A 20006-nucleotide genomic window follows, 5' to 3' on the forward strand; every position below is an offset into this window, starting at 1 on the left:
CCCCCCCCCCCCCCCCCCCCCCCCCCCCCCCCCCCCCCCCCCCCCCCCCCCCCCCCCCCCCCCCCCCCCGGGCCCGTCGCGTGTGGTCAGTTCTTCGCGGCCGCCGCCGCGCAGTCCGCGCAGGTGCCGAAGACCTCCACCGTGTGCGCGACGTTCACGAAGCCGTGGTCCGCCGCAATCGCCTCGGCCCAACTCTCCACCGCGGGGCCCTCGACCTCGACCGCCTTGCCGCACATCCGGCACACCAGGTGGTGATGGTGCTCACCCGACGAGCAGCGCCGGTAGACGGCCTCGCCGTCGCTGGTGCGCAGTACGTCGACCTCGCCCGCGTCGGCGAGGGACTGGAGCGTCCGGTAGACCGTGGTCAGGCCCACCGAGTCGCCGCGGTGCTTGAGCATGTCGTGCAGCTCCTGGGCACTGCGGAACTCGTCCACCTCGTCGAGCGCCGCCGCCACAGCGGCACGCTGCCGGGTCGATCGTCCTCGTACTGGCGCTGTGTTCATTTCGCCAGGCGCAGTCGCCACAGGTGCCTCCTCACATCAGCTGTCGGGTCATTGTGCCAGGCGGCACGGACCCGATGCCGTGCTCAGACCCTCACATCGTCGTGCGGACGACGTGAACCGGGCATGTCCAGGGTGCATTCCGCCTCCGCGGCCCGGGCGCGTTTTCCGGCCAGCGGCGCCGCGGCCACCGACAGCACCAGGAAGACACCGATGGCCATCAGCACGATGGCGGCGCCGGACGGGGCGTCCACGTAGAACGTCGTCACCGTTCCGCTCACGGCGACGGCGACGCCGATCCCCATGGAGAGGCCGAGTGTCGCGGCGAAGCCGCGGGTGACCCGCTGGGCCGCCGCGACCGGTATCACCATCATCGCGCTGACCAGCAGCAGACCCACAATGCGCATCGCGACGGTGACCGTCACCGCGGCGGTCACGGCCATGAGCAGATTGAGCAGCCGGACCGGCAGACCGGTGACCCGGGCGAACTCCTCGTCCTGGCAGACGGCGAACAGCTGCTTGCGCAGCCCGAGCGTGACGGCGATCACGAACACGGCGAGGACGACCACGGCCGTGAGGTCCTCCTGCGACACCGTGGTGATCGAACCGAAGAGGTAGCTGGTGAGGTTCGCGGTGGAGCCGCCCGGTGCCAGGTTGATGATCATGACGCCGCCGGCCAGGCCGCCGTAGAAGAGCATGGCGAGCGCGATGTCACCGCTGGTCTTCCCGCGTGAGCGGATGACCTCCATGCCGACCGCGCCGAGCACGGCGACCAGCGTGGCCATCCACACCGGGCTGGTGCTCAGCAGGAAGCCGAGGGCGACACCGGTCATCGCGACATGGCCGATTCCGTCGCCCATGACCGCCTGGCGGCGCTGGACGAGATACGTGCCGATGGCGGGGGCGGTGAGGCCGACCAGCAGGGCGGCGAGCAGCGCCCGCTGCATGAAGTCGTAGGTCAGGATGTCCATCAGGTCAGCAGCCCCGTCCGGATCGGCTCGGCGTGGTGCGCCTCGTGCGGGTGTACGTGGTCGTGGCCGGGCAGCGCGTGCTGGCCGACGGCCTCCGGGGGCGGCCCGTCATGGACGACGCAGCCGTCCCGCAGCACCACCGCGCGGTCGATGAGCGGTTCGAGCGCACCGAGCTCGTGCAGCACGAGCAACACGGTGACGCCGGCCGCGACCTGCTCGCGCAGGGTGCCCGCGAGCACCTCCTGGCTGGCCAGGTCGACTCCCGCCATCGGCTCGTCCATGATCAGCAGCTCGGGCTCGACCGCGAGCGCCCGGGCTATCAGCACCCGCTGGTGCTGCCCGCCGGAGAGGGCGTTCACGGAGTCCCGGGCGCGGTCCTGCATGCCGACCAGAACCAGCGCCCGGTCGACGGCGGCCCGGTCGGCCTTCCGCAGGAACCCGAGCTTCGTCCGGGCGAGCCGCCCGGCGGAGACGACCTCGCGCACGGTCGCGGGCACGCCGCTCGCGGCGGTGGTGCGCTGCGGTACGTAACCGATGCGCGACCAGTCCCGGAAGCGCCGGTGATCCGTACCGAAGAGGGACAGCTCGCCGCCGGAGAGCGGGACCTGGCCGACCACGGCGCGTACGGCGGTGGACTTGCCGGAGCCGTTGGCGCCGAGCAGCGCGACGACCTCGCCCTGGCGCACGGTGAGGTCGACCCCGCGCAGCACGGGACGCGAGCCGAGCGAGGCGGTGGCCTCGCGCAGGGATATGACGGGCTGGTCCTCGGGACTCATGGCTGCCATCGTTCGCGCCTCCGCTGCTGCTGTCACTGAACTCACTTCGCGCCGAGCGCCTTCTGCAGGTTCTTCAGGTTGGCCCGCATGACTTCGAAGTAGTCATCGCCCTGGGACTTGTCGGTAATTCCCTCGAGGGGGTCGAGCACGTCCGTCTTCAGGCCGGTGTCCGTGGCGAGCGTCCGGGCCGTCTTGTCGCTGGCGAGGGTCTCGAAGAAGACCGTGCTGACCTTCTCCTGCTTCGCGATCTTCTGGAGCTCCTTCATCCGGGCCGGGCTCGGCTCGGACTCGGGGTCGAGACCGGAGATTCCCTCCTGGTCCAGCCCGTAGCGCTCGGCGAGGTAGCCAAAGGCGGAGTGGGTGGTGATGAAGGTCTTCGTGGTGGTGTTCTTCAGGCCGTCCTTGAACTCGGTGTCCAGGGCGGTGAGCTTGCCGACCAGCGCGTCGGTGTTCTTCTTGTAGTCCGCGGCGTGGTCCGGGTCGGCCTTCTCCATGGCCTTGCCGACGCCCTGGGCGACCTCGGCGTACTTCGCCGGGTCCAGCCAGATGTGCGGGTCGCCGCCGGCCTCCTCGTGCCCGTGGCCGTCGTCCTCGGCGTGCTCCTCCTCGGAGTGGCCCTCCTCCGCGTGCCCGGCGCCGGGCTCTTCGAGCTTCGTGAGCGTCACGGCGTCGAGAGTGTTCTTCACTGCGGCCTGGCCGACGGCCTTGTCGACCGCGGGCTGGAGACCCTTCAGGTAGAGGACCATGTCGGCCTCGCCGAGCTGCGCGGTCTGCTGCGGGGTGATCTCGAGGTCGTGCGGCTCGACACCCGGCTTGGTGAGGCTGCTCACCGCGACATGGTCACCGCCGATCTCCTCGGCCAGGAACTGCATCGGGTAGAACGACGTCACGACGTCGAACTTGCCGCTGTCCTTGCCCGTCGCGCCGCCCGTCGCGCTGGAGGAGGAGCAGGCGGAGAGGGCCACCAGGCCGAGGGTCACGGAACCGGCGAGGGCGGAGGCGGGTATCAGACGGCGTACGTTCATGACACTCATTTTCAACAAAACTGGAAACGATTGTCAACAAACGCCCGACTCGGCACCGCCCCTGCGGCCCGGAGGCGGACCGATTTGATAAGGGGGGTGCGGGCGCCGGTAATCTGAAGCATTCGCCGTTCGCCGTCGTTATGAAGAGAGCACCGTGGCCGCCGACAAGATCGAGACCATCGTCAGCCTGAGCAAGCGCCGTGGCTTCGTCTACCCGTGCAGCGAGATCTACGGCGGTCAGCGTGCCGCCTGGGACTACGGACCGCTGGGTGTAGAGCTCAAGGAGAACATCAAGCGCCAGTGGTGGCGTGCCATGGTCACGTCGCGCGAGGACGTGGTCGGTCTTGACTCGTCGGTGATCCTGGCTCCCGAGGTGTGGGAGGCCTCCGGCCACGTCGCGACCTTCTCGGACCCGCTGACGGAGTGCACCGCGTGCCACAAGCGCCACCGCGCGGACCACCTGATCGAGGCGTACGAGGCCAAGCACGGCCGGGAGCCCGCCAACGGCCTCGCCGACATCAACTGCCCGCACTGCGGCACCAAGGGCCAGTTCACCGAGCCCAAGCAGTTCTCCGGCATGCTCGAGACGCACCTCGGCCCGACCCAGGACACCGGTTCCAAGGCGTACCTGCGTCCCGAGACCGCGCAGGGCATCTTCACCAACTTCGCCGCCGTGCAGCAGACTTCGCGCAAGAAGCCGCCGTTCGGTATCGCGCAGATGGGCAAGTCCTTCCGGAACGAGATCACGCCCGGCAACTTCATCTTCCGTACTCGCGAGTTCGAGCAGATGGAGATGGAGTTCTTCGTCAAGCCCGGCGAGGACGAGCAGTGGCACGAGTACTGGATGGAGCAGCGCTGGAACTGGTACCGCGACCTCGGCATCCGCGAGGAGAACATCCGCTGGTACGAGCACCCGAAGGAGAAGCTCTCCCACTACTCGAAGCGCACCGCCGACATCGAGTACCGCTTCAACTTCGGCGGCAGTGAGTTCTCCGAGCTCGAAGGTGTGGCCAACCGCACCGACTTCGACCTCAAGGCGCACTCCGCCGCGTCCGGCCAGGACCTGTCGTACTTCGACCAGGAGGCCGGCGAGCGCTGGACCCCGTACGTCATCGAGCCGGCGGCCGGCGTGAACCGCGCCATGCTCGCCTTCATGCTCGACGCGTACATCGAGGACGAGGCGCCCAACGCCAAGGGCGTCATGGAGAAGCGCACCGTGATGCGCCTCGATCCGCGGCTGGCCCCGGTCAAGGTCGCGGTCCTGCCGTTGTCCCGGAACCCGCAGCTGTCTCCGAAGGCCAAGGGCCTGGCGACCGACCTGCGCAAGAACTGGAACATCGAGTTCGACGACGCGGGCGCCATCGGCCGCCGCTACCGCCGCCAGGACGAGATCGGCACGCCGTTCTGCGTCACCGTCGACTTCGACACCCTCGACGACGACGCGGTGACCGTGCGTGAGCGCGACACCATGAAGCAGGAGCGCGTCTCGCTGGACCAGATCCAGTCCTACCTGGGCGGCCGCCTCCTCGGCTGCTGACGCCGGTTCTCTTCGACTCTGCCGGCTCTTCCGGCCGACTCTTCCGGGCAAAGCCCCCGGTTCCGTGAACGATGCGGAGCCGGGGGCTTTCGCCTTCCGGAAACGGCTGAGACGCGGTCGGGCCGTGCAGCACACTGGGCGCCATCCTCTCCGGGAGGCACGGATGTCCAGGAGGCACAGATGCCGTCCATGACCACCAGCAAGGTCAGCAGATGGGACCAGCACGGCCGGGAGCATGTCGTACAGGTGCGGAAAGCAGGCATCCAGAAGGCGCTGACCTGCGGCACCTGCGGCTGGCGCAAGAGCGCGCAGTTCCTGCCCTGGCTCAAGGCGGAGGAGCACCTCGTGGAAGCGCACCAGGCCACGGTGGACCCTCGGTAGTCATAAATCCGTTGAATCGCACACCCTGCGCGGTGGTAGCGTCACGGGCATGTTCTTCCAGATCTACGAGTGAGAGCGCGGCGGTCACGGTCCGCCCCCCACCAGACGAATCCGCAGATCACTTCTCAACACTTCGGGAGAACCCGTGGCAAAGAGCCGCAACAACCTTCTCGGCGTCGGCGGGCAGCGCAAGAAGCTGTCCCGCGCCGACCAGCAGGGCAACGGTCCGGCGCGTACGGCCGACCGCAAGGCCGCCGCCGACCACAAGCAGGAGCTGCTGCGCAAGATGCGCGAGCGGGCCGAGGCGAAGCAGGACGACGCGGCCGACGAGAGCGCCGCGACGCAGGACTGACGCAGACAGGGCCGGGACACGGCCGATGCAGGGCAGGGCCCGGACCGCCTCCCAGGCGGTCCGGGCCCTTCGCGTCGCCCTGTGCCAGGCCGGCGCTGTGGGCGGCCGGCCGCGTCGCCCTACGCGCGGGTCGAGGACGGCGCCCGGCCGTCGGCCGACGGCTCCAGCCGCCGGGCCGTGCGGCGCGCGGTCTCCTGCGCCCAGGGCCCGCTGGTCAGCGCCCCCACCAGCAGGACGGCCAGACCGCAGCCGGTGATGATCCACCAGGCGGGCCGGCTCGCCTCGACGAACCCCTCCGTGTACGACGACGCGCTGCGCACCCCCACCGCCAGCACCGCGCCGATCACGGCGACGCCCAGCGTGCCGCCGATCTGCCGGCTGGTCGAGGCGACGGCCGCCGCGACCCCGGCCTGGGCGCGGGGCATCCCGGAGACCGCGGTGTTGGTGATCGGCGCGTTCACCATGCCGAAGCCGATGCCGAACAGCACGTACCCGGCGAACATCAGCGCATCGCCGCTCTCCGCCCCGAACGCGCCGAAGGCCGCGAAGGGCAGTCCGCTCGCGGCCATCGCCACCCCGGCCAGCACCAGGGAGAGCCGGGGCCCGCGGCTGCCGACCAGCCGGCCCGACAGCGGCGCGCAGACGAACGTGACAGCTGCCATCGGCAGCATGTACAGCCCGGCGCGCAGCGCCGACAGCCCGCGCACGTCCTGGAGGTAGAGGGTGTTCAGGAAGAGGAAACCGCTCAGCGCGGCGAACGCGGACACCGCGATGACCGTGGCGCCGCTGAACTCCGCGCTGCGGAAGAAGCGCAGGTCGATCAGCGGTTCGGCGCGCCTCGGCTCGTACAGCAGCAGCCCGGCGAGTGCCAGTACGGTGAGCGCCGCGCAGCCGAGGATCAGCGGCGACGTCCAGCCGGCCGAGGGCACCGCGATGATCGCGTACGTCAGTGCGCCGAGCAGGGCCATGATCAGCAGCTGCCCGACCGGGTCGGGGCGACGCGGCTTCGGTGCGCGCGACTCCGGTACGTACCGGATGGTGAGCAGCAGCGCGGCCAGCCCCACCGGGAGGTTGATCCAGAAGATCGAGCGCCAGCCGACGGTGTCCACCAGAAGCCCGCCGATCACGGGGCCCGCGGCCATGGAGATGCCGACGACCCCGCCCCACACGCCGATGGCGCGGGCGCGTTCGCGCGGGTCGGTGAAGATGTTGATGATGATCGACATCGCCACCGGGTTGAGCATCGAGCCGCCGGCCGCCTGCACCATGCGGAAGGCGACGAGCGATCCGAGGTTCGGCGCGAGCGAGCAGAGCAGTGAGCCGAGGGTGAAGAGGACGAGCCCGGCCTTGAAGACCCGGCGGCGGCCGATCCGGTCGGCGGTCGAGCCGGCCAGCATCAGCAGCGAGGCGAGGACCAGGGTGTACGCGTCGATGGTCCACTGCATGCCCGCGACGCTCGCGCCCAGCTCGTCGCGCATCGACGGCAGCGCGACGTTGAGGACGGTGTTGTCGAGGCTGACGATCAGCAGGCTCATACAGCAGATCGCCAGCACCAGCCATCGCCTGTGCGGACCTGTCTCGGCCATGCGTGCATAGTACGTTTAACTAACGACTCCTGCCGTGCGCGACAATGGGCGAATGACCACCCCGTCGACGATCCCCTCCACGATGCTTTCGATCGGCCCGCACACGGTGCAGCCCCCCGTGGTGCTCGCTCCCATGGCCGGCATCACCAATGCGCCGTTCCGCACCCTCTGCCGCGAGTTCTCGGGCGGCAAGGGGCTGTTCGTGAGCGAGATGATCACGACCCGGGCGCTGGTCGAGCGCAACGAGAAGACCATGCAGCTGGTGCACTTCGACGAGAGCGAGAAGCCGCGCTCGATTCAGCTGTACGGGGTCGACCCGGTCACCGTCGGCAAGGCCGCCCGCATGATCGTGGACGAGGACCTGGCCGACCACATCGACCTGAACTTCGGCTGCCCGGTGCCCAAGGTCACCCGCAAGGGCGGCGGCTCGGCCCTTCCGTACAAGCGGAACCTGCTGCGCTCGATCCTGCGCGAGGCCGTCGCGGGCGCCGGGGACCTGCCGGTGACGATGAAGATGCGCAAGGGCATCGACGACGACCACATCACCTTCCTCGACGCGGGCCGGATCGCGGTCGAGGAGGGCGTCACGGCGATCGCGCTGCACGGGCGCACCGCCGCCCAGCACTACGGCGGTACGGCGGACTGGGACGCCATCGCGCGGCTCAAGGAGCACGTCCCGGAGATCCCGGTGCTCGGCAACGGCGACATCTGGTCGGCGGACGACGCGCTGCGGATGATGCGTGAGACGGGCTGTGACGGGGTGGTCGTGGGACGCGGCTGCCTGGGCCGGCCGTGGCTCTTCGGGGACCTGGTGGCGGCCTTCGAGGGCACCGGGACGTACGCGACGCCGACCCTGAAGGAGGTCGCGGTCGTCATGCGGCGGCACGCGGAGCTGCTGGGGGAGTGGATCGGGGACGAGGCGCGCGGAGTGATCGACTTCCGGAAGCACGTGGCCTGGTACCTCAAGGGGTTCTCGGTCGGCTCGGAGATGCGCAAGAAGCTGGCGATCACCTCGTCGCTCGCCGAGATGGACGCTCATCTGAGCGAACTGGATCTTGATCAGCCCTGGCCCGCGGGGGCGGACGGCCCGCGCGGCCGTACCTCGGGCAACAACCGGGTCGTCCTGCCGGACGGCTGGCTGAAGGATCCGTACGACTGCGCGGGCGTCAGCCCGGACGCTGAGCTGGACACCTCGGGTGGTTAAGGGGCGGTTTCGCGGTCCGAATCGTGGAATCCGGACGTCGGCTGCGGCGTGATTCTCGCCACCCCTGATAGGGGGAGCGCTCAGATGAGCACTTCGGGCCCGATTGCACCTCCAGAAGGGGTGGCACTCAGTGCCACCCCTTCAGTGTTCATATGATCGATCATTTACTCACTGTCTGTAGTGAAGAACCGAACTACAGTTGCTTCTTGTGGTGATGGATTCAAGACTTGAAAGCGCTCAGGTGAGCGAACTACTCGCCGGTCACTTTCGATCTGCTGGCGCACGAGTGGTTACAGCCGTATGACGGCCAAGTGGACGTACCCAGGCGCCTTCGATCTGGGTATGTTCCTCGCCGTCAGGGCAGCCGTAGCTCGAGGAGTCGAGATCCCGTGTCGGAAAACAAAGATCCCCACGTATCCCAGCCCGAGCCCCAGAAGTTCGTCTACGACTTCACCGAGGGCAACAGGGACCTCAAGGACCTCCTCGGCGGGAAGGGTGCGAACCTCGCCGAGATGACCAACCTCGGTCTGCCGGTCCCTCCCGGCTTCACCATCACCACCGAGGCCTGCAAGGTCTACCTGGACAGCGGGGACGAGCCGGCCGCACTGCGCGACGAGGTCAGTGCGCACCTCGACGCCCTCGAGCAGAAGATGGGCAAGAAGCTCGGCCAGGCCGACGACCCGCTGCTCGTCTCCGTCCGCTCCGGTGCCAAGTTCTCGATGCCCGGCATGATGGACACGGTCCTCAACATCGGCCTCTCCGACGAGTCCGTCGGCGGCCTCGCCACCCAGGCCGGCGACGAGCGCTTCGCCTGGGACTCGTACCGCCGCCTCATCCAGATGTTCGGCAAGACCGTGCTCGGCGTCGACGGCGAACTCTTCGAGGACGCGCTCGAAGAGGCCAAGCAGGCCAAGGGCGTCACCAGTGACGTGGACCTGGAGGCCGCCGACCTCAAGAAGCTGGTCAAGAACTTCAAGAAGACGGTCTCCCGCGAGGCAGGCCGCGACTTCCCGCAGGACCCGCGCGAGCAGATGGACCTCGCCGTCCGCGCGGTCTTCGACTCGTGGAACACCGACCGCGCCAAGCTCTACCGCCGCCAGGAGCGCATCCCCGGCGATCTCGGCACCGCGGTCAACATCTGCTCCATGGTCTTCGGCAACCTCGGCCCCGACTCCGGTACGGGCGTCGCCTTCACCCGCGACCCCGCCAGCGGCCACCAGGGCGTGTACGGCGACTACCTGCAGAACGCGCAGGGTGAGGACGTCGTCGCCGGTATCCGCAACACCGTCCCGCTCGCCGAGCTGGAGTCGATCGACAAGGCGTCGTACGACCAGCTGATGCAGATCATGGAAACCCTCGAGACGCACTACAAGGACCTGTGCGACATCGAGTTCACCATCGAGCGCGGCCAGCTGTGGATGCTGCAGACCCGCGTCGGCAAGCGCACCGCCGGTGCCGCCTTCCGGATCGCCACGCAGCTCGTCGACCAGGGCCTCATCGACGAGGCCGAGGCGCTCCAGCGGGTCAACGGCGCGCAGCTCGCGCAGCTGATGTTCCCGCGCTTCGACGAGAACGCCAAGACCGAGAAGCTCGGCCGCGGCATCGCCGCCTCGCCGGGCGCCGCGGTCGGCAAGGCCGTCTTCGACTCGTACACCGCGGTCAAGTGGTCCCGCTCCGGCGAGAAGGTCATCCTCATCCGCCGCGAGACCAACCCCGACGACCTCAACGGCATGATCGCCGCCGAGGGCATCCTGACCTCGCGCGGCGGCAAGACCTCGCACGCCGCCGTCGTCGCCCGCGGCATGGGCAAGACCTGTGTCTGCGGCGCCGAGGAGCTCGAGGTCGACACCAAGCGGCGCCGGATGACGGCTCCCGGCGGGATCGTGATCGAGGAGGGCGACGTCGTCTCCATCGACGGCTCCACCGGCAAGGTGTACGTCGGTGAGGTACCGGTCGTGCCGTCCCCGGTCGTGGAGTACTTCGAGGGCCGCATGCACGCGGGCGCCGACGACGCCGACGAGCTGGTCGCCGCCGTGCACCGGATCATGGCGTACGCGGACCGGGTGCGCCGGCTGCGCGTACGGGCCAACGCCGACAACGCCGAGGACGCCCTGCGCGCACGGCGGTTCGGGGCCCAGGGCATCGGCCTGTGCCGCACCGAGCACATGTTCCTCGGTGAGCGCCGCGAGATGGTCGAGCGGCTGATCCTGGCCGACACGGACGACGAGCGCGAGCAGGCCCTCGGCGCCCTGCTGCCGCTGCAGAAGAAGGACTTCATCGAGCTGTTCGAGGCGATGGACGGGCTGCCCGTCACCGTCCGGCTGCTCGACCCGCCGCTGCACGAGTTCCTGCCCGACATCACCGAGCTGTCGGTCCGCGTCGCCCTCGCCGAGTCCCGCAAGGACGCCAACGAGAACGACCTGCGCCTCCTCCAGGCCGTACACAAGCTGCACGAGCAGAACCCGATGCTGGGCCTGCGCGGTGTGCGCCTCGGTCTGGTCATCCCCGGCCTGTTCGCCATGCAGGTACGGGCGATCGCCGAGGCCGCGGCCGAGCGCAAGAACGCCAAGGGCGACCCGCGTGCGGAGATCATGATTCCGCTGGTGGGCACCGTCCAGGAGCTGGAGATCGTCCGCGAGGAGGCCGACCAGGTCATCGCCGAGGTCGAGGCCGCCACCGGCACCGCGCTCAAGCTGACCATCGGCACGATGATCGAGCTGCCGCGTGCCGCGCTGACCGCCGGTCAGATCGCCGAGGCCGCCGAGTTCTTCTCGTTCGGTACGAACGACCTCACCCAGACCGTGTGGGGCTTCTCCCGCGACGACGTCGAGGCGAGCTTCTTCACCGCGTACCTGGAGAAGGGCATCTTCGGGGTCTCCCCGTTCGAGACGATCGACAAGGACGGCGTCGGCTCGCTCGTACGCAACGCTGCCCAGGCCGGCCGGGCCACCCGTCCCGACCTCAAGCTCGGCGTCTGCGGTGAGCACGGCGGCGACCCGGAGTCGGTGCACTTCTTCCACGAGGTGGGCCTGGACTACGTCTCCTGCTCGCCGTTCCGCATCCCGGTGGCCCGCCTGGAGGCCGGGCGCGCGGCCGCGGAGTCGAAGGGCAGCGACAGCCGCTGACCCTGCGGTCCACCACAGAGAAGGGGCGGCACCTTGTGCGGGGTGCCGCCCCTTCGGCATGCCGGTCGGCCGGTCTTTATCCGCCGTCCACCGGAAAGCCCTTTCGTCTTACAGAACTCGAAATGTTGAATTCTGCAGGAATTCTGCAGGAGGCGGCGTGCGGATCCCCACCCACCCGCCGCCTCCTGTCACGCTGCCGGACACGCCCAGCGCTTCCAAAGCGTCCGCCGCCATGCTCCGCAAAGCCCCCCACGGCCTTCGCGGTGCGTTTCCGAACGCTCTGGCGTGTGCCCGGCCGAGGTACAGCATTCCGTCGCCCGGAGTACGCCGCGAGGCGTTTCAACTGTGGCCGAAAGGACGTGGTGACGGCCTGTGATGACATGCATACTGAACGGCGAGACGATTGCGGTTGCAACAGGTGGGGGTTCGGTGCTGCGCATCCATTTCACAGGAGTGGACCTGGCACGGGTGCGGATGGCCGGCAGACCCGACGCCTTGTGGGAGACCATTCTCAGTTTTCACCGAATAAGAGACCGCCGTGGCGCGATGGTCTTCGGTGAATGGCGCCGGGAAACACGCGCCCGGTTGAATGGTGAAACACGGCTGCTCGCCGCGCTGATACCGGCCCGGGGCTATTTCCCGGACTTTCTGACCCCCACCGAAGGCCTGCACGGCGTGGACACCGCTCTGGAGGCGGTGCGCGGGACGTCCCGCGAGCGGCTGCGCTCCGAACTGTCCCTGCTGGCCGCGGGCCGCCATCTGCCGGGGTGGCTACGGGCCCTCTCCGAGGGCGGCGCCCAGCCGCTCGGCCGGCTGCTCACCGCGCTGCGCAACTACCACCGGGCGGCCATCGAGCCGTACTGGACGCATATCCAGACCCAGGTGGAGGCGGAGCGGGCGGTGCGTGGCCGGTCGCTGCTGGACGGCGGCGCGGACGAGCTGCTGGCCTCGCTGCCGCCGATGGTGCGCTGGCGGGCGCCGGTGCTGGAGGTGGACTACCCGGTCGACCGGGACCTGCGGCTGGACGGCCGGGGGCTGCTGCTGCAGCCGTCGTTCTTCTGCCGCCGGACCGCGGTGACCCTGCACGATCCGGAGCTGCCGCCGGTCCTCGTCTATCCGGCGCAGCACACCTCGGCGCCCGACCACGCCGATCCCGGACAGTCGCTCGGCAAGCTGGTCGGCCACACCCGCTCGGCGGTCCTGCGGGCCATCGGCAACGGCGCCACCACCAGCGAGCTCGCCCGCCGGGCCGAGGTGTCGCTCGCCTCGGCCAGCCAGCACGCGTGCGTGCTGCGCGAGGCGGGCCTGGTCGCCACGCTGCGGCACGGCAACTCAGTCCTGCACACGGTGACGCCGTTGGGCGCCGCCCTGCTGAAGGGCGGCGCCTCGATGGGGACTTGTGCCGGCTAGGTGCTAGGTGCTAGGCGCGGAAGGGGCCCGTCACCTCGTAGGTGATGCCGCCGGACGAGCTTCCGCTCGTACCGCGCTGGCTGGAGAAGTACAGGCGCGAGCCGTTGGGGGAGAAGGCCGGGCCGCAGATCTCCGAGCCGGACTGGCCGGTGATGCGCAGGAACGGCGCGACGATGTCGTTCGGCGTGATGACGCAGATCTCCATGTTGCCGCCGTCCTCGGCGACGAACAGGTCACCGGAGGAGGAGCCGGTGATGTTGTCGACGCCGGTGAGCGGGGCGGTTCCGCTGACCAGCGAGTCGTCGTAGGCCAGCTCGTAGGTGCTGTTCAGCAGGTTGAGCTGCCAGACGCGGTTGTCGCCCTTGGTGGTGAACCAGACGGTGTCGTCGGCGTAGTGGCAGCCTTCGCCGCCGTTGAACCGCTTCGCGCCGGAGACCTGGTCGCGGGTGACGGTCGGGGAGCCGTCACGGTCGGGCACGGTGGCCCAGGTGAACGAGCCGGACGTGGCGGTGCCGGCCTTGAGGACCTGGAGGGTGCCGGAGGAGAGGTTGCCCCAGGTGGTCGGGATGAACCGGTAGAAGCAGCCGTTGCTCTCGTCCTCGGTCATGTAGATGACCTTGCGTACGGGGTCGGCGGCGGCCGCCTCGTGCTTGAACCGGCCCATGGCGTCGCGGCGGGTGCTGGTGCCGCCCCAGGGGTTGGTCTCGTAGACGTAGCCGAGCGAGACCTCCTCGCAGGACAGCCAGGTGTTCCACGGGGTGGCGCCGCCGGCGCAGTTCTGCCGGGTGTTGGAGAGGATCCGGTAGGCGCTGGTGACAGTGCCGGAGGAGTTGAACTTCACCGCGCTCGCGCCGCCGCCGGGGTTGATCTCCGAGTTGGACACGTAGATCCAGCCGCTGCCGTCCGCGAAGCAGGCGCCGCCGTCGGGGGCGTTGTGCCAGGTGTAGGAGGTGCCGGGCACGGTCTGCCCGGAACGGGCGATCACCCGGCTGGTGAACCCGCTGGGCAGCTGGATGCCGTTGGCATCCGCCGCGCCCAGCGATCCGTACGGGCTGGGGCCGGGCTGGGCGGGCGCCGCGTAGGCCGCGCCGTGGGAGAGCGTGCCGCCGAAGACGGCAGCCGAGGTGCCGATGACTGCTGCGCGCAGGAGGCTGCGACGTTCCATGGTCACTCCAGAGGTGGAGGCGCCCCGCGTGCCGGACAGCGGCGGGGTCACGCGCTACGGGAACCTAGAAGTGGCGAATTTACGCCGCTTCAACGGAAGTTGAAGCGGAGACGTCTGGGCGGGTGACTCTGGCCGGGGGGGGCGGGGGGTGCCTGTGCCCGGGGCGGGAAGTGGGCCAAAACCCGGGGCCGCCCGGTTTGTGAGTATGGCGGGCCACGCCTGCCTGTAAAGGGCGCTCCCTTCGGTCGCGTCGCTGCGCGATGGCCTTCGGCCACCCTTGACAAGCAGCCGCGTCCCGCTGCTTGCGCTTTGTTGTCGGGCGGCCCCGGGAGCGGGGCCCCACCTGAGCCCCGGGAGTGGCGTGCGTTGCACGGTGGCCTCAGCCCGGCAGATGGGGCAAGACACGCGGCCACTTCGGGGGCTGCGCGGCTCGCTAAGCGGCCGACGGCCGTCTGTTGTGCTGGAACAACGCCCAATCCGAGGTGGATTGACACCAAGCAGCCGAGAGGACCCGCAGGCGGGTCATAAACCCCGGCAAATCGGGCACAATTGAGGCTCGGCGGACCCAGCGTGGCGACTGATGTAGTCATACCTCGGCCAGACCGGCCCGACGACCGCATAGCCGGGGCCAAGCCCCTCCCGGCCTGCCGCGCGCGGCCACAGACCCACCGGCCTGCGGCCGCTGAGCCGGTCGGACCCCTCCCGATGCGACTGCGCACCACCTGCCGCTGCCCGCTGAGCCGGGGCCGGGCCCATCCCGGCCTGCCGCACGCGGCAATCACCCACCGGCCTGCGGCCGGGGGCGGACCGCAAGCGGGGCACCAGCAGCCCCGGGGCCCCGCTCCGGGGGCCGCCCCCTCAACAAGCAGTAGCGGTGGAGGGACGGGAGTCAAGGGTGGCCGTAGGCCATCGCGCAGCGACGCGACGAAGGAGCGCCCTTGACGCCCGGCCCGGAGCCGCCAAAATCACCGGCCGGGCGGCCCCCCACCCGCACGAACTCGCTCCCGGGCGCTGATGACCGCCCCCCGGCCGGCAGCGTCCGCTCCGCCGAAACTTTTTCTCCCGCGACCGATGAGTTCCGTGGAGACCCCCGGTCTACCCCTCGACAGCAAGTACGTACCCGGCACCAGAGGCCGGCGCGCCCACGACAGAAGAGAGACAGCTCATGCCTACGATGATCTTCGTCAACCTCCCGGTCAAGAACCTCGAGACCACCAAGGGCTTCTGGAGCAAGCTCGGCTACTCCTTCAACGACCAGTTCAGTGACGAGAACTGTGCCTGTCTGGTGATCAGCGACACGATCTACGCCATGCTCCTCACCGAGCCGCGCTTCAAGGACTTCACGAAGAAGGAGATCGCCGACTCCTCGAAGAGCACCGAGGTCATCCTCTGCCTCAGCGCCGAGAGCCGCGCGAAGGTCGACGAGCTGGCGGACGGTGCTCTCGGAGCCGGCGGCTTCGAGGCGAGCGAGCCCCAGGATCACGGCTTCATGTACGGCCGTTCCTTCCAGGACCCGGACGGCCACATCTGGGAGGTCATGTGGATGGACCCGTCCGCCGTCGCACAGCAGGCCTGACCGCCGGCCGCCTGGTGTAGGCGGCCACCCTCCGTGAGCTGCTCCGAGCCCCGCCGCCCGAGGCGGCGGGGCCAGCACACAGCGTTCAGGCTGTTGCCTGACGGCAGGTGAAGACCTGCACCGACTGCGACTCGTCGTCCAGGCACTGCCCCGACTCCAGGTCGAAGCGCTGCTTCAGCAGCGGCGAGGCGACGAACGGGCGGCCGTCCCGCGAGCCCAGCAGCCCGCGCGACAGGACCTGCGCGCCCGTGAACGGGTCGCGGTTGGCGATGGCGTACGTGCGCCCCGACCGGTCCAGGAACAGCGCGGCCTGGCTGCCGTCCGGCAGCAGCGCCGCGACCCCGCGCCCCGGGGTGAGCGCGGACAGCTCGCAGACCGCGAACCAGTCGTCCTGCAGCATGAGTTCGAGAGTCATCGTGCCGTGGTCCCTTCAAGCGAGCGGTCAAGCGGGCCTTCAAGCGAATCGTCGAGCGAGCCCTCGATCGGCCCCCCGAGCGAGCGGTCCAGCTGCCCGTCCAGCGAGCCGTCGACGGCCCCCCCAAGCGCGCGCACCGGAATCACCGGCCCCGACAGGACCGTCAGGTCCGGCTTGACCTGGTCGCGCTCCGGCACGAACCGCACTGACGGATCCGGCGCGTCCGGCGCGTTGACGAAGGAGACGAAGCGGCTCAGCCGGTCCGGGTCGTTGATCGTCTCGGCCCATTCGTCACGGTAGTGGGCGACATGGTCGGCCATCAGGGCCTCCAGCTCGTCGCACAGCCCGAGCGAGTCGTGCACGATCACGTCCCGGAGGTGGTCGAGCCCGCCCTCCAGGCGCTCCAGCCACGCCGCCGTGCGCTCCAGCCGGTCCGCGGTACGGATGTAGAACATCAGGAACCGGTCGATGAGCCGGATCAACTCCGCATCGGACAGGTCCTGCGCGATCAGATCCGCGTGCCGCGGCGTGGCGCCGCCGTTGCCGCCGACGTACAGGTTCCAGCCGCTCGACGTCGCGATCACCCCGAAGTCCTTGCTCTGCGCCTCCGCGCACTCCCGCGCGCAGCCCGAGACGGCCGACTTCAGCTTGTGCGGCGCCCGCAGCCCCCGGTAGCGCAGCTCCAGGTCGATCGCCATGCGTACGGAGTCCTGGACGCCGTACCGGCACCAGGTCTGCCCCACGCAGGACTTCACCGTGCGCAGCGCCTTGCCGTACGCGTGCCCCGACTCGAAGCCTGCGTCCACCAGCCGTGACCAGATCAGCGGCAGCTGCTCGACGCGGGCGCCGAACAGGTCGATCCGCTGGCCGCCGGTGATCTTCGTGTAGAGCCCGAAGTCGCGGGCGACCTCGCCGATCACGATCAGCTTGTCCGGGGTGATCTCACCGCCCGGGATCCGCGGCACGACCGAGTACGAGCCGTTGCGCTGCATGTTCGCCAGGAAGTGGTCGTTGGTGTCCTGGAGCGCGGCCTGCTCGCCGGCCAGCACATACCCGTCCGCGCCGATCGTCGGGGCGAGCGAGGCGATAACCGAGCCGACGGTCGGCTTGCAGACCTCGCAGCCCTCGCCGCCGCGGGCCTCCTCACGGCCGTGGCTGTCGAGCAGCTGGGCGAACGAGGTCACCCGCAGGGTGCGGACGATCTCGTACAGCTCGGAGCGCGTGTAGGCGAAGCAGCCGCACAGCCCCTTGTCGACCGTCACGCCCTGGTTCTCCAGCTCGTCGTTGACGAGCGTGGTGAGGACCTTGACGCAACTGCCGCACCCGGTACCGGCCTTGGTGCACTTCTTCACCTCGGGCACGGTCGTGCACGCGTGCTCGGTGACCGCGCCGCGGATCGCGCCCTTGGTGACGTTGTGGCAGGAGCAGATCACGGCCTCGTCCGGCAGCGCCGACGGGCCGAGCGCCGCCGGGGCGCCGATCCCCGCGGGCAGCACCAGCTGTTCCGGCGCGGCCGGCGGTACGGAGCCCGTGAGCGGGCGCAGCATGCCGTACGAGTCGGCGTCGCCGACCAGCACGCCGCCCAGCAGCGTCCCGTCCGCGCCCACCACGAGCTTCTTGTAGACGCCCGAGCGGGAGTCGGAGTAGACGACGTCCAGGCAGCCCTCGGCGGTGCCGTGCGCGTCACCGAAGGACGCGACGTCCACGCCGAGCAGCTTCAGCTTCGTCGACAGGTCGGCGCCGGTGAAGGAACCCGCCGATCCGGCGAGGGCGCCGGCGACCGTCTCCGCCATCTCGTAACCGGGCGCGACCAGTCCGTACACCCGGCCGTCGGCGGCGAGCGCGCACTCGCCGATCGCGTACACGTCCGGGTCGGAGGTCAGGCACTGCTCGTCGACGACGATGCCGCCGCGCTCGCCGACCGCCAGGCCGCAGTCGCGGGCCAGCTGGTCGCGGGGCCGTACGCCGGCCGAGAAGACGACGAGGTCCGTCGCGACCGTCGAACCGTCCGACAGCCGCATCCCGGTGACCGAGCCCCTCTCCGGGTCGGCCAGCACCTCCTGCGTACCGACGCCCGTGTGGACCGCGAGACCCATCGACTCGATCGTGCGCAGCAGCGCCGCGCCGCCGCCCTCGTCGACCTGCACCGGCATCAGCCGGGGCGCGAACTCCACGATGTGCGTGGCCAGTCCGAGCCCCTTCAGCGCACCGGCCGCCTCCAGGCCGAGGAGCCCGCCGCCCACCACCGCGCCGGTGGTGCTCGTCTTGGCGTACTCCTCGATCGCGAGGAGGTCCTCGATGGTCCGGTAGACGAAACAGCCCGTCGCGTCCTTGCCGGGCACGGGCGGTACGAACGGGTACGAGCCGGTGGCCAGCACCAGCGTGTCGTACGCGAAGATGAGCCCGGCGCGCGAGGTGACCGTGCGCGCCGCGCGGTCGATGGTCTGCGCCGGGTCGCCCAGGTGCAGTTCGATGCCGTGCCGCGCCATGAAGCCGCCCTCGACGAGGGACAGGTCGTCCGGCGTGCGGCCGGAGAAGTACGAGGTCAGCTGGACCCGGTCGTACGCGGGCCGCGGCTCCTCGCAGAGCACCACGATGCGGGCGCGCTCGGTCACCCCCCGGTCGGCGAGCGCCTCGAGGAAGCGCTGGCCGACCATTCCGTGGCCGACCAGGACGATCGTCGGAGCGGACTGGTTGGACTGGGCGGACATCAGGAGCCTCCATCGTTGGTGAGCAGGTGGAGCAGCGGATTCGCCGGGGAATCCAGGAGCGGCTCGTCGCCCTCCCAGGTACGGGCGAGGGCACCGACGGTGCCGAGGTCGCCGAGCAGTACGCCGCCGACGAGACGGTCGCCGCGGACGACGACCTTGCGGTACGTGCTGCGGGTGGCGTCGGCGAGGTGCAGGACGTCGTCACCGGGGAGGGGGGTCGTCTCGCCGAACGCGGCCAGGTCGAGCGGGCCGGGGCCGCCGCCCGCGAGGGTGAGGCGGGTCAGGGCGCGGGTGCCGGAGTACCCGCCGCCGGTCGCCGGGCCGGCGGTCAGCAGCCGGGCCAGGGCGTCGGCCTGTTCCAGCGCCGGGCCGGCCAGGCCGTAGAGCATGCCGGCGTGCTCGGCGCAGTCGCCGATGGCGCGGATGTGCGGATCGGACGTGCGCAGCTCGTCGTCGACGACGATGCCGCGCCGTACGTCGAGCCCGGCGGCCAGCGCGAGCCCGGTCCGCGGCCGCACCCCGCAGGCGAGTACGACGAGCTCGGCGTCCAGCGCGTACCCGTCGGCAAGCTCGACAGCGGTGACGACGCCGGCCCCCGCACCGGACCCGTCGCCCGCCGCCGAAGGGGGTGGCGCGCAGCGGAGGCCGCGGACTCGGCATTCCGTGTGGACCTCCACGCCCAGCGCTTCCAGGTGGGTGCGCAGGAGCGCCGAGGCCGTGCGGTCCAGTTGGCGTTCCATGAGGTGCTCGCCCTGCTGGGCCAGCACCACCTGCGCTCCGCGTTCCGCCAGCGCCCGCGCCGCCGATACGCCGAGCAGCCCGCCGCCGATGACGACCGCGCGGGTGCCGGGGCCCGCCGCGGCGGACAGGGCGACGCAGTCGTCCATCGTGCGGAACGGGTGGACCCCGGCCGGCAGATCGCGGCCGAGGCCGCGCAGCGGCGGCAGGACGGGGTTCGACCCGGTGGCGAGGACTAGCGTGTCGTACCCGACGACGCTGCCGTCGTCGCACTGCACCACGCGGTCGGCGCGGTCGACCCGGACCGCCCGCACCCCGCGCCGGAGCGCCGGGCCGGGGGAGGGCAGGGCGATGACCTCGGGTCCGTACCGCCCCGCGAGGACCTCGGCGAGCAGCACCCGGTTGTACGGCGTGTGCGACTCCTCGCCCAGGACGGTGACCGCCATGCCGGGAGCCGGCGCGAGCTGCTGGGCCAGCCGCGCGCCCGCCATCCCGCCGCCGATCACCACGACACGTGTTTGCGAAGTCATGTCC

General features: G+C 70.3%; 16 protein-coding genes. 7 read left to right on the forward strand and 9 right to left on the reverse strand.

What is annotated here, in order from left to right; all coding sequences use genetic code 11:
- Window positions 1–86: 86 nt before the first annotated feature.
- The 4 genes from ACWV17_RS09820 to ACWV17_RS09835 all read right to left on the reverse strand — a co-directional run bounded on the left by ACWV17_RS09820 (window position 87) and on the right by ACWV17_RS09835 (window position 3272).
- Window positions 87–524: a Fur family transcriptional regulator gene (locus tag ACWV17_RS09820; protein WP_455357339.1), complete on the reverse strand. Its 438-nt coding sequence runs from the start codon at window positions 522–524 to the stop codon at window positions 87–89.
- A gap of 62 nt (window positions 525–586) precedes the next feature.
- Window positions 587–1471 (reverse strand): metal ABC transporter permease, encoded by an 885-nt coding sequence (locus ACWV17_RS09825; protein ID WP_455359328.1) that lies wholly within the window; start codon window positions 1469–1471, stop codon window positions 587–589.
- Complete coding sequence (locus tag ACWV17_RS09830; protein ID WP_455359329.1) at window positions 1471–2247, reverse strand: metal ABC transporter ATP-binding protein; 777 nt, start codon at window positions 2245–2247, stop codon at window positions 1471–1473. Before ACWV17_RS09830 ends, ACWV17_RS09825 begins: the two co-directional genes overlap by 1 nt.
- A gap of 41 nt (window positions 2248–2288) precedes the next feature.
- Window positions 2289–3272: a metal ABC transporter substrate-binding protein gene (locus tag ACWV17_RS09835; RefSeq protein ID WP_455359330.1), complete on the reverse strand. Its 984-nt coding sequence runs from the start codon at window positions 3270–3272 to the stop codon at window positions 2289–2291.
- 154 nt (window positions 3273–3426) lie between these two features.
- Between ACWV17_RS09835 and ACWV17_RS09840 the strand changes: the two genes are divergently transcribed.
- The 3 genes from ACWV17_RS09840 (at window position 3427) to ACWV17_RS09850 (ending at window position 5542) form a co-directional block, all read left to right on the forward strand.
- Window positions 3427–4809, forward strand: a complete 1383-nt coding sequence (locus ACWV17_RS09840; RefSeq protein ID WP_455357343.1) for a glycine--tRNA ligase — start codon at window positions 3427–3429, stop codon at window positions 4807–4809.
- Window positions 4810–4989: 180 nt separating this feature from the next.
- On the forward strand, window positions 4990–5190 hold the full coding sequence (locus tag ACWV17_RS09845) for a hypothetical protein (protein WP_455357344.1): 201 nt from the start codon (window positions 4990–4992) through the stop codon (window positions 5188–5190).
- 145 nt (window positions 5191–5335) lie between these two features.
- Entirely contained in the window at window positions 5336–5542 is a 207-nt protein-coding gene (locus ACWV17_RS09850) for a DUF6243 family protein (protein WP_455357345.1), read from the forward strand.
- A gap of 119 nt (window positions 5543–5661) precedes the next feature.
- On the opposite strand, the gene ACWV17_RS09855 is transcribed toward ACWV17_RS09850, so the two are convergent.
- Complete coding sequence (locus ACWV17_RS09855; RefSeq protein WP_455359331.1) at window positions 5662–7128, reverse strand: MFS transporter; 1467 nt, start codon at window positions 7126–7128, stop codon at window positions 5662–5664.
- A gap of 52 nt (window positions 7129–7180) precedes the next feature.
- Here ACWV17_RS09855 and dusB point away from each other — a divergent pair, with 52 nt between their 5' ends.
- From dusB to ACWV17_RS09870, 3 genes are all read left to right on the forward strand, one after another.
- Entirely contained in the window at window positions 7181–8332 is a 1152-nt protein-coding gene (gene dusB / locus ACWV17_RS09860; RefSeq protein WP_455357347.1) for a tRNA dihydrouridine synthase DusB, read from the forward strand.
- Window positions 8333–8721: 389 nt separating this feature from the next.
- A complete protein-coding gene (gene ppdK / locus ACWV17_RS09865; protein WP_455359332.1) occupies window positions 8722–11457 on the forward strand; it encodes a pyruvate, phosphate dikinase in 2736 nt (911 codons plus the stop codon).
- 429 nt (window positions 11458–11886) lie between these two features.
- On the forward strand, window positions 11887–12867 hold the full coding sequence (locus ACWV17_RS09870; RefSeq protein ID WP_455359333.1) for an ArsR/SmtB family transcription factor: 981 nt from the start codon (window positions 11887–11889) through the stop codon (window positions 12865–12867).
- A gap of 10 nt (window positions 12868–12877) precedes the next feature.
- Here the strand turns inward: ACWV17_RS09870 and ACWV17_RS09875 are convergent, their stop codons facing one another.
- Window positions 12878–14032 carry an alkaline phosphatase PhoX gene (locus ACWV17_RS09875; protein ID WP_455359334.1) on the reverse strand — a complete coding sequence of 385 codons (1155 nt, stop codon included), beginning with the start codon at window positions 14030–14032 and terminating at the stop codon, window positions 12878–12880.
- Window positions 14033–15197: 1165 nt separating this feature from the next.
- Here ACWV17_RS09875 and ACWV17_RS09880 point away from each other — a divergent pair.
- Entirely contained in the window at window positions 15198–15608 is a 411-nt protein-coding gene (locus ACWV17_RS09880; RefSeq protein WP_455359335.1) for a VOC family protein, read from the forward strand.
- A gap of 85 nt (window positions 15609–15693) precedes the next feature.
- On the opposite strand, the gene nirD is transcribed toward ACWV17_RS09880, so the two are convergent.
- Genes nirD through ACWV17_RS09895 form a run of 3 tightly spaced genes read right to left on the reverse strand, consistent with a single transcriptional unit; the run spans window position 15694 to window position 20002 of the window.
- Window positions 15694–16023, reverse strand: coding sequence for a nitrite reductase small subunit NirD (gene nirD, locus ACWV17_RS09885; RefSeq protein WP_455357352.1), 330 nt, complete (start codon window positions 16021–16023; stop codon window positions 15694–15696).
- Window positions 16020–18734 (reverse strand): nitrite reductase large subunit NirB, encoded by a 2715-nt coding sequence (nirB, locus tag ACWV17_RS09890; protein WP_455359336.1) that lies wholly within the window; start codon window positions 18732–18734, stop codon window positions 16020–16022. The genes nirD and nirB overlap by 4 nt, the downstream gene beginning before the upstream one ends.
- Entirely contained in the window at window positions 18734–20002 is a 1269-nt protein-coding gene (locus ACWV17_RS09895) for an NAD(P)/FAD-dependent oxidoreductase (RefSeq protein ID WP_455357354.1), read from the reverse strand. The genes nirB and ACWV17_RS09895 overlap by 1 nt, the downstream gene beginning before the upstream one ends.
- Window positions 20003–20006: the final 4 nt, after the last annotated feature.

This window comes from Streptomyces mabaensis, from assembly GCF_053763515.1.